General features: G+C 69.6%; 4 protein-coding genes. 1 reads left to right on the top strand and 3 read right to left on the bottom strand.

What is annotated here, in order from left to right:
- Positions 1 to 139 precede the first annotated feature (139 nt).
- Both msbA and FJ311_15895 read right to left on the bottom strand, forming a co-directional pair.
- Positions 140 to 1894 (bottom strand): lipid A export permease/ATP-binding protein MsbA, encoded by a 1755-nt coding sequence (gene msbA / locus FJ311_15900; protein ID MBM3952917.1) that lies wholly within the window; start codon positions 1892 to 1894, stop codon positions 140 to 142.
- A 168-nt stretch (positions 1895 to 2062) separates the two neighbouring features.
- Positions 2063 to 3406, bottom strand: a complete 1344-nt coding sequence (locus FJ311_15895) for a TldD/PmbA family protein (protein ID MBM3952916.1) — start codon at positions 3404 to 3406, stop codon at positions 2063 to 2065.
- Between the two features lie 139 nt (positions 3407 to 3545).
- On the opposite strand from FJ311_15895, the gene FJ311_15890 reads away from it, so the two are divergent.
- Positions 3546 to 3995, top strand: a complete 450-nt coding sequence (locus FJ311_15890) for a rhodanese-like domain-containing protein (GenBank protein MBM3952915.1) — start codon at positions 3546 to 3548, stop codon at positions 3993 to 3995.
- 168 nt (positions 3996 to 4163) lie between these two features.
- Here FJ311_15890 and FJ311_15885 read toward each other — a convergent pair.
- The coding region (locus tag FJ311_15885; GenBank protein ID MBM3952914.1) for an IS5/IS1182 family transposase at positions 4164 to 4278 on the bottom strand (115 nt) is incomplete at its 5' end.

Genomic DNA, 4278 nt, shown 5'->3' with positions numbered 1-4278 from the left:
TCGCCGCGCGTGACCGGCCAGCGGCCGGTCGCATGAACGAAACGGATATAGCCCGCGCCGAGCCAACAAAGCGCCCGGCGCACGCCGTCGCGGCGGAAGAAGGATTTGAACAACCCCACCGCGCGCCCGCTCCCTCCCGTCACGCCCCGGCGACGCGCGGGGCGGGTGCAGCCACCTCGGCGCCGGCGAACTGGATGGCGTGGATGCGGGCGTAAGAGCCGCCGCGCGCGAGCAATTCGGCGTGGGTGCCGCGCTCGACGATGCGCCCGCCCTCGACCACGCAAATCTGGTCGGCGCCGGTCACGGTCGAAAGCCGGTGCGCGATCACCAGCGTGGTGCGGTCCTTGGTCAACTGCGCGAGCGCCGCCTGGACCTGGCGCTCGGATTCGGAATCGAGCGCGCTGGTCGCCTCGTCGAGCAGCAGGATCGGCGCGTTCTTGAGCATGGCGCGCGCGATGGCGAGGCGCTGGCGCTGCCCGCCGGAGAGCTTGATGCCGCGCTCGCCGACCACCGTGTCGTAGCCCTGGGGCAGCGCGGTAATTAACTCCTCGGCGCCGGCGGCGCGCGCGGCGGCGCGGATGTCGTCCTCGCCCGCGCCGGCGCGGCCGTAGGCGATGTTGGCGGCGACGGTGTCGTCGAACAACGTCACTTCCTGGCTGACCAGCGCGATGGCGCGGTTGAGGGAGGCGAAGGTGAACTCGCGCGCGTCGACGCCGTCGATCAGGACCGCGCCCTCGTTCGGGTCGTAAAAACGCGGCACCAGATTGAGGATGGTGGACTTGCCCGCGCCCGACGGGCCGACCAGGGCGACGGTCTTGCCGGCGGGCACCTCGAACGACACGCCGTCGAGGGCGACGCGGCCGGGCACGTAGGCGAAGCGCACGTTGTCGAAACGGATGGCGCCGCGCCGGACCTCGATCGCGCGCGCGTCGGGCGATTCGCGCACGCCGGGTTCGGTATCCAGCACCTGGAACAGGCGCTGCGCGCCGGCGAGCCCTTCCTGCAGGCTGGTGTTCAGGTTGGCGAGGTGCTTCATCGGCTCGTAGGCCAGCAGCAGCGCGGTGATGAACGAAAAGAACGAACCGGCGTCGGTGGCGCCGTCGATCACGCGCGCGCCGCCGTAGACGATGACCAGCGCCACGGCGACGCCGCCGAGCGTCTCCATGATCGGGCTGGCGCGCGCGCGCACCCGCGCCGCCTTCTGGGTCAGGCCGAACACCCGCTCGACGATGGCGGCGACGCGGCGTTTTTCGTATTCCTCCATGACGTAGGATTTGACGATGCGGATGCCCTGGATGGTTTGCTCCAGGATGGTCATCAGCTGGCCCATTTCCTCCTGGGTGTGGGCGGTGACGCGCCGCATACGCCGCCCGAGCCGCGCGATCGGCCAGACCGCGACCGGAAAGACGACGAACGCCGTCAACGCCAGCCGCCAGTCCTGGATGAACATCACCGCCACCAGGCCGACCAGCGACAGCGCGTCCTTGCCGAAGCCGGTCAGCACCGTGGAAACGGCCGCGCGCATCAATCCGATATCCACCGTGAAACGCGAAATCAGCCGCCCGGTGGCGTTGTCGTGGAAGAAGCGCAGGTCCATGCGCGCGAGATGGGCGAACAGGCGGTTCTGATTGTCGGCGACGATCTTGAGCCCGACGTAGCTCATCAACGTGGCCTGGGCGTAGTTGGCGAGGCCCTTGACCAGGAACGTCGCCAGCACCGCGCCGCCGATCAGCCACAGCATGGCCGGATCGCGGCCGATGAACACGTCGTTGACCACCGGCTTCATCAGCCAGGCGCTGAGCGCGGTCGCGCTCGCCATCAGCGCCATGCAGAGGACGGCGAGCGCGAGCGTGCCCGCGTACGGCCTGACGCTCTCCCGCAACAGACGGCGCATGAGCTGGACGGAGGACGCGTGCGGCGGGGGCGCGGCGGGGCCGGTCAAGGGCTTGATTCTCCTCGCGGAACCGGAGGCTTTCGGAGGCGGACCATAGCACGCGCGGGGGCGCGCGGCCAACCGCCCGGTGCTTGTCAGTGCCTTGAAAACGCGAGCGTTTCTATAAATTCAACGCCCGGCAACGGTGAGACCCTCGATCCGCACGGTGGGCGCGTCGGTGCCGTAGCGGAAGACGAGGTCGTTCGCCGCCGTGAGGTTGAGGAACATGTCCTTCAGGTTTCCGGCGATGGTCACTTCGCTCACCGGATGGGCGAGCGCGCCGTTTTCGATGCGGAAGCCGGCGGCGCCGCGGCTGTAGTCGCCGGTGACGCCGTTGACGCCCATGCCGATCAGGGTGGTGACGTAGAAGCCGTCCTTGATGCCGGCGAGCAGCGCCTCGGGCGCGAGCGCGCCGGGTTCGAGGTAGAGATTCGAGGTCGCGGGCGAAGGCGCCGACGACACGCCGCGCGCGGCGTGTCCGGTGCTTTTCAGGTTCAGTTGCCGGGCCGAGCGCAGATCGAGCACCCAGGACTTGAGCACGCCCTTCTCCACCAGCCTGAGCGGGCGCGCGGGCAGCCCCTCGCCGTCGAACGGGCGCGAATTCAATCCGCGCCGACGCAGCGGATCGTCGACGATGGCGACGGTTTCGGGAAAAATTCGGACGCCCATCTTATCTTTCAGGAACGTGGTGCCGCGCGCGACCGAGGCGCCGTTGACCGCCGAGGCCAGGTGCCGGACCAGGCTGTTCGCCACGCGCGGCTCGAACACCACCGGCATTTTCGCGGTTTCCACCTTGCGCGGGTTCAGCCGTCGCACCGCGCGTTCCCCGGCCGAGCGGCCGATCGCCTCGGGGCGCGCGAGGTCGGCGGCGTGGACGGCGGAAGCGTAGTCGTAGTCGGTTTCCATCGCCGTGCCGCTGCCGGCCAGCACCGAGGCGGCGACGCCGTGATGGGTTTCGCCGCGCATCGCGGCGAAGCCGTTGGAGGCGACCAGGGCGACGGTCGAGCGCGAAAAGCTCGCCTGCGCGCCTTCGGAATTGGTGACGCCCTCGACCGCGCGCGCGGCGTCCTCGGCGGCGCGCGCGCGCGCCTTCAGGTCGTCGACGCTCGGGTCGCGGGCGTCGGCGAGATCGAGATCGGGAAAATCGCGGGCGAGGTCCGCCGGCTCGGCCAAGCCGCAGAAGGGATCCTCCGGCGCGGCGCGGGCCATGGCGACGGCGCGCTCGACCAGCTCGCGCATGCCGGCGGCGGACAAATCCGAGGACGACACCATCGCCTGGCGCTTGCCGAACAGCACGCGCAGGCCCACGTCGACGCCTTCCGCCCGTTCCAGGTTTTCGAGCTGGCCGAGCCGCCAGCCGAGGGTCATGGAAACGCCCTCCGCCAGCAGGGCGTCGGCGGCGGAAGCGCCCGCCCGTTTCGCGGCCGCGATCAGGTCGGAAAGCCGTTGCAGGTTGTCGGCGGAATCGGTCATGGCGGGAAAAGCCGGGGGCGGGAAAAGCCGGGGGCGGGAAAGACGGCGCGCCTTTCTAATATGGCGGAAGCGCCCCGGCAAACAACCCTCTCGGTTGCGGCCTTGCGGCCGCCCGTTCGGCGCGATAGAGCCATGCGCCATGAAAGGTCCGAGCGACGGCACCGCCGCCCCAGGCGCCTATGCGGGCGACATTTCACCCAAGGAGGCGTGGGAGATGCTCGCGCGCGAGCCCAAGGCCCAGCTCGTCGACGTGCGCACCGACGCGGAGTGGACTTACGTCGGACTGCCCGATCTCAAGGCGCTCGGCAAGGAGCCGTTCTTGGCGCCGTGGAAGCTGTTTCCGAGCCAGCAGGTAAACGCCGATTTTCCCCACGCGCTCATCGCCAGGTTCCCCGCCCGCGACACGCCGCTTTTGTTCCTCTGCCGCTCGGGCGTGCGCTCCAGGGCCGCGGCGGTCGCCATGACCCAGCTCGGCTACGGGCGTTGCTACAACGTCGCGCACGGGTTCGAGGGCGACCGCGACGACCGCGCGCACCGCAACACCAAGGGCGGCTGGCGGGTCGACGGATTGCCCTGGGCGCAGTCCTAGCGCTTGTTGCGATTAGGCGGCACCGCCCCCTCACCCTTCCCTCTCCCCCCGCGACTTGCGGGGGGAGAGGGTTGCGTAGGGTTGGTGCGTCGCAAGACGCGCCTTACCCGGAGCTGGGTGAGGGGGGGAATGATTCCATTCGCTCGCAACGTGCCCTAGGGTCCGGACTCAATTGGCCCACCATACTACGGCGGCGGCCAAGAACACGCCGGAGAGGAAGACGTCGGCGCGTTTGTCGTAACGGGTGGCGATCCGCCGGAAGTCCTTGAGACGACAGAACATG

The organism is Rhodospirillales bacterium (assembly GCA_016872535.1).
Classification (GTDB): Bacteria; Pseudomonadota; Alphaproteobacteria; order Rhodospirillales; family 2-12-FULL-67-15; genus 2-12-FULL-67-15.
The sequence above is the reverse complement of the archived record's forward strand: the minus strand, read 5'-3'. Positions and strand labels throughout refer to the sequence as shown.

Bases quoted from the DNA above. Each gene is read 5' to 3' on its own strand.
- msbA (MBM3952917.1), bottom strand. From the start codon at position 1,894: ATGCGCCGTCTGTTGCGGGAGAGCGTCAGGCCGTACGCGGGCACGCTC.
- FJ311_15895 (MBM3952916.1), bottom strand. From the start codon at position 3,406: ATGACCGATTCCGCCGACAACCTGCAACGGCTTTCCGACCTGATCGCG.
- FJ311_15890 (MBM3952915.1), top strand. From the start codon at position 3,546: ATGAAAGGTCCGAGCGACGGCACCGCCGCCCCAGGCGCCTATGCGGGC.